At 47.0% G+C, this 3,602-nt stretch carries 4 protein-coding genes and 1 pseudogene; 4 read left to right on the top strand and 1 reads right to left on the bottom strand.

The window, feature by feature from the left end; genetic code table 11:
* Positions 1–113: 113 nt before the first annotated feature.
* Positions 114–1,187, bottom strand: coding sequence for a glutamyl aminopeptidase (pepA, locus tag N4310_RS07920; protein ID WP_262092747.1), 1,074 nt, complete (start codon positions 1,185–1,187; stop codon positions 114–116).
* A 76-nt stretch (positions 1,188–1,263) separates the two neighbouring features.
* Here pepA and N4310_RS07915 point away from each other — a divergent pair, with 76 nt between their 5' ends.
* The 4 genes and pseudogenes from N4310_RS07915 to N4310_RS07900 all read left to right on the top strand — a co-directional run.
* Positions 1,264–1,557 (top strand): DUF4651 domain-containing protein, encoded by a 294-nt coding sequence (locus N4310_RS07915; RefSeq protein WP_262092746.1) that lies wholly within the window; start codon positions 1,264–1,266, stop codon positions 1,555–1,557.
* Positions 1,554–1,871, top strand: coding sequence for a thioredoxin family protein (locus tag N4310_RS07910; protein WP_179923691.1), 318 nt, complete (start codon positions 1,554–1,556; stop codon positions 1,869–1,871). Before N4310_RS07915 ends, N4310_RS07910 begins: the two co-directional genes overlap by 4 nt.
* Before the next feature lie 17 nt (positions 1,872–1,888).
* Positions 1,889–2,515 (top strand): YtpR family tRNA-binding protein, encoded by a 627-nt coding sequence (ytpR, locus tag N4310_RS07905; RefSeq protein WP_262092745.1) that lies wholly within the window; start codon positions 1,889–1,891, stop codon positions 2,513–2,515.
* 442 nt (positions 2,516–2,957) lie between these two features.
* Positions 2,958–3,044 (top strand): annotated as a pseudogene (locus N4310_RS07900) (IS200/IS605 family transposase); the annotation flags it as partial.
* Positions 3,045–3,602 lie beyond the last annotated feature (558 nt).

Raw genomic sequence — 3,602 nt, 5'->3', positions numbered from 1 at the left:
TTAATTCTTTAATTTGATCTTGTGTGAATTTCATACTATCTATTATAATTCAGATTTTGATTTTTGTTAAGTATAAGCAAAAACGAGCCCGTTTAGGAGGCTCGTTTTTTTGCTTAGTCTTGATAACCGGTAATGATAGCAATGGTTGCTTGGTCCAGATTTTTCAAAAGGGCTTGTAAGAAAGCTTGGGCTTCCAGGAAGTCATCAAGACTGTAGAGGGTTTGGTGGGAGTGAATGTAGCGGGCGCAGACACCGATGGTGGTCGATGGGACACCGCCGTTTTTGAGATGGGCAGCTCCAGCATCGGTACCGCCAGCTCCAGCGTAGTATTGGTACTTGATGCCGGCGCTTTCAGCGGTGTCGAGGAGGAAGTCCTTCATGGCTGGTAAAAGCAGGTGGCCTGGGTCGTAGAAGCGGATTAGGGTGCCTTCCCCGATTTTACCTTGGCCTCCGAAGACGTCAGCAGCGGGAGAGCAGTCCACCGCGAAGAAGAGGGATGGGTCTAGGAGGGTGGTGGAGGTGTGAGCACCGCGGAGGCCGACTTCTTCTTGGACATTGGCTCCAAGATAGAGGTCGTAGTCAAAGGCTTCTGAAGCCAGGGCTTGGGCTGCTTCTTTAATCATGAGAATTCCGTAGCGGTTGTCCCAAGCCTTGGAGATAACATTTTTACCGTTAGCGGTGAGGATGGTTTGGCTATCTGGGACAATGGTATCCCCAGGGCGGATGCCGAAGGCCTCGGCTTCGGCCTTGTCTGTAAAGCCAGCGTCAAAAATAATATCACTGATTGCAGGGAGGCTGGCTTGGGAGCCTGAAGCCCTTAGAAGGTGAGGCGGTGTGGCTGCTGTGATAAGGGGGATTTCTTGTCCTTGCCGAGTGATAAGGGTATAGCGTTGGCCACTGACGACCAAGGGATTCCAACCGCCGATTTCGACGGCACGGAAGGTGCCGTCGTCTTTGATGGAGCTGACCATAAAGCCGACTTCATCCATGTGGGCTGCGACGAGGACGCGGGGGGCATCTGCAGCCTGGCTTTTTTTGAGGCCGAAGATGCTGCCGAGGCCGTCTGTCTGGATTTGATCTACAGAACCCTGGAGTTGGTTACGCAGGTAGCTGCGAACAGCCCCCTCGTGGCCGGAAATTCCCTTGAGCTGGGTGACTTCTTGGATGTTTTGAAATAGTTGGTTCATAGATGTCCTTCTCCTTTTTGACTCTTTCCTAAAATTGTAACACAAGTAGACTTGTGATAAAATAAAGACTATGGGTATGAAAAGAAAAAGTCAGTCGGTCTTAGGCTTGCTAGGTTTTCTGGGTCTAGCTGGTCTAGCCTATACGGGCTATCAGTTGCGGGAAAACCGAGTGCGGGTTCGGAGTCAGGAGGAGATGACGGCCAAGGTGCGTGCTTTTTTCTCGGAAATGGGTCGCGTGGAGACCTTGTATGTGGAACTCTACCAGTCCAACCGTGATTATCTGGAAGGCGGTGTGTTCTTGGAGGATGACCGGCATTACCGTTTTTATTTGATTGGTAAGCAGCTTTATTTTGAGGAGGTGGCATCATGATTGTACCAGAGTCCGTGGAAGATTTTGCGACCTTGTTGAAGGGTGACGGCAAATTTGTCTGTTATTTTACCGCCGCTTGGTGTGGGGACTGCCGTTTTATCCAGCCGCATATGCCTAGTATCGAAGCTGCCTACCCTTCTTTGACCTTTGTCCAAATTGATCGGGATCAATATTTAGAAGTGGCAAAACTATGGGATGTTTATGGGATTCCGAGTTTTGTGGTTGTGGAAAAAGGACAGGAGCTGGGGCGCTTTGTGAGTCGAGATCGAAAAACAAAAGAGGAAATCGAGGCTTTCCTAGACGGGTTAGTCTAAGAGAAGAAAGGGAGTTTATGTTATTTACCTATAATCCACAGGGTGTTGGAGATGTATTGATGGTTCTTGTTGCTGATTCTCAGGGACAGGCTGTTGAAGTGACGAAAAAAGGTGCGATTGCGCGTGTGAGTCGGGTTGATAATCAGGAGCTTGTGGCTTGGAATTTCTTCCAAGTGAGTGAGCACTTACAGCTGGAAGGAAGCGGACAGATGGACCTGTCGGAGGCGGACCTTGCAGTTTTGAATGCTTGGTTGGAAGCCGAAGGTTTCGAAGAACGCGTGGCCAACTTTGCCAGCCCTCGTTTTGTGGTGGGTGAGATTGTGGAGATGGAAGCTCATCCAGACAGTGACCACTTGAATATCTGTCAGGTTGCTATCGGGCAAGACGCGTCTGTTCAAATTGTGGCTGGTGCTCCGAATGCGCGTGTGGGCTTGAAAACGATTGTGGCGCTTCCAGGTGCCATGATGCCTAAGGGGAACTTGATTTTCCCAGGTCAGCTTCGAGGTGTGGATAGCTTTGGTATGATGTGTAGCCCCCGTGAATTGGCTCTTCCAAATGCCCCACAAAAACGCGGGATTATCGAATTGCCAGAGGCTACCCCTGTCGGCCAAGCCTTTGATCCAGCTAAACATTGGCAAGCTTAACTATGAAGAAAGAGGCTGGGACAAAAGTCTAGCCTCTCTCTTTATGATTAGCAAAATACCTTTGACGCAGTAGTTGATTGGGTCTAACAGCATTGTATGCTGTTAGAGAGTACCAAATCTTGTTTGCGAAGCAAACTCCAATCGTTCGCTTGATAGCGAACATTTCATGTTCGTCCATATCATAGGCTCAGCGAGTCAATTCCTGACTCGCTGAGAGGACTCCGAACCCGACCTAATCAACCTTGCGGGGGTGGGACTACGAACTAATTTTGAAAAAAATTAGTTCTGTCCCACTCCCTTTTATTATGGCTTCTAGCCAGTTTTTCTCGAAGAGAAAAACAAGAAAACCACCAGCTATGCTGGTGGCTGACAAGGCTTTGAGCTTCCATTTCTTTTTCCTGATATAATCTAATTGTTCAGGTTAGATAAAGGGGGAAAAGAAATGGCTAAAACCAGTTACAGTTTATCACATACCAAATGGATGTGCAAATATCATATAGTTTTCACGCCTAAATACCGTAGAAAAATAGATAAAGAATGATTGTGCCATACTATTGTAGCACCTTGCGAAAAAAATTGAAAGTCAAGGTGCTGTTTCAGTGTACTATTTTTTAGGTATTTGGTCTTAAGTTATAGGTAAAATCATCAAAAGTTGCCTGTGAGCTAGCCTATTGTAAGAGAAGAGGGATTCCGTGTAAAGGCACGCTAACGCTCAAGGCCTTGACACACAATCCCCTTCTCTTAGCTTGCCAACTAGGCTCAGCAGGCACCACTCTGCCAAATAAATTGGCTAATTTTTAGAAAAATGGTTGACAAATGGTAGAAAAATCGGAAGTATTGGGTACCCCTGCTGGGTCTCAGTTTGCTCTTGCTGACGGACTACAATCTTTTATCGCTCTTTGTGGCCTCTCCCTCGCTGGGGACCTATATTCGTTTTTGCCCGCCCTCGCTGCAAGTTCTTTTACTTTTTGGCAAGAACTTCCTATTTTCGATCAATCTTCTTGTTTTTATTTTATCCCAAATTATTCATACCTCAAACAACTCCGTGTAAATAGCTAAAAAATCATCAGAAATTGCCAAAAAACAA

The sequence above is a fragment of the Streptococcus danieliae genome, assembly GCF_025447695.1.
GTDB classification, from domain to species: Bacteria; Bacillota; Bacilli; order Lactobacillales; family Streptococcaceae; genus Streptococcus; species Streptococcus danieliae.
The sequence above is the reverse complement of the archived record's forward strand: the minus strand, read 5'-3'. Positions and strand labels throughout refer to the sequence as shown.

Bases quoted from the DNA above. Each gene is read 5' to 3' on its own strand.
- pepA (WP_262092747.1), bottom strand. From the start codon at position 1,187: ATGAACCAACTATTTCAAAACATCCAAGAAGTCACCCAGCTCAAGGGA.
- N4310_RS07915 (WP_262092746.1), top strand. From the start codon at position 1,264: ATGAAAAGAAAAAGTCAGTCGGTCTTAGGCTTGCTAGGTTTTCTGGGT.
- N4310_RS07910 (WP_179923691.1), top strand. From the start codon at position 1,554: ATGATTGTACCAGAGTCCGTGGAAGATTTTGCGACCTTGTTGAAGGGT.
- ytpR (WP_262092745.1), top strand. From the start codon at position 1,889: ATGTTATTTACCTATAATCCACAGGGTGTTGGAGATGTATTGATGGTT.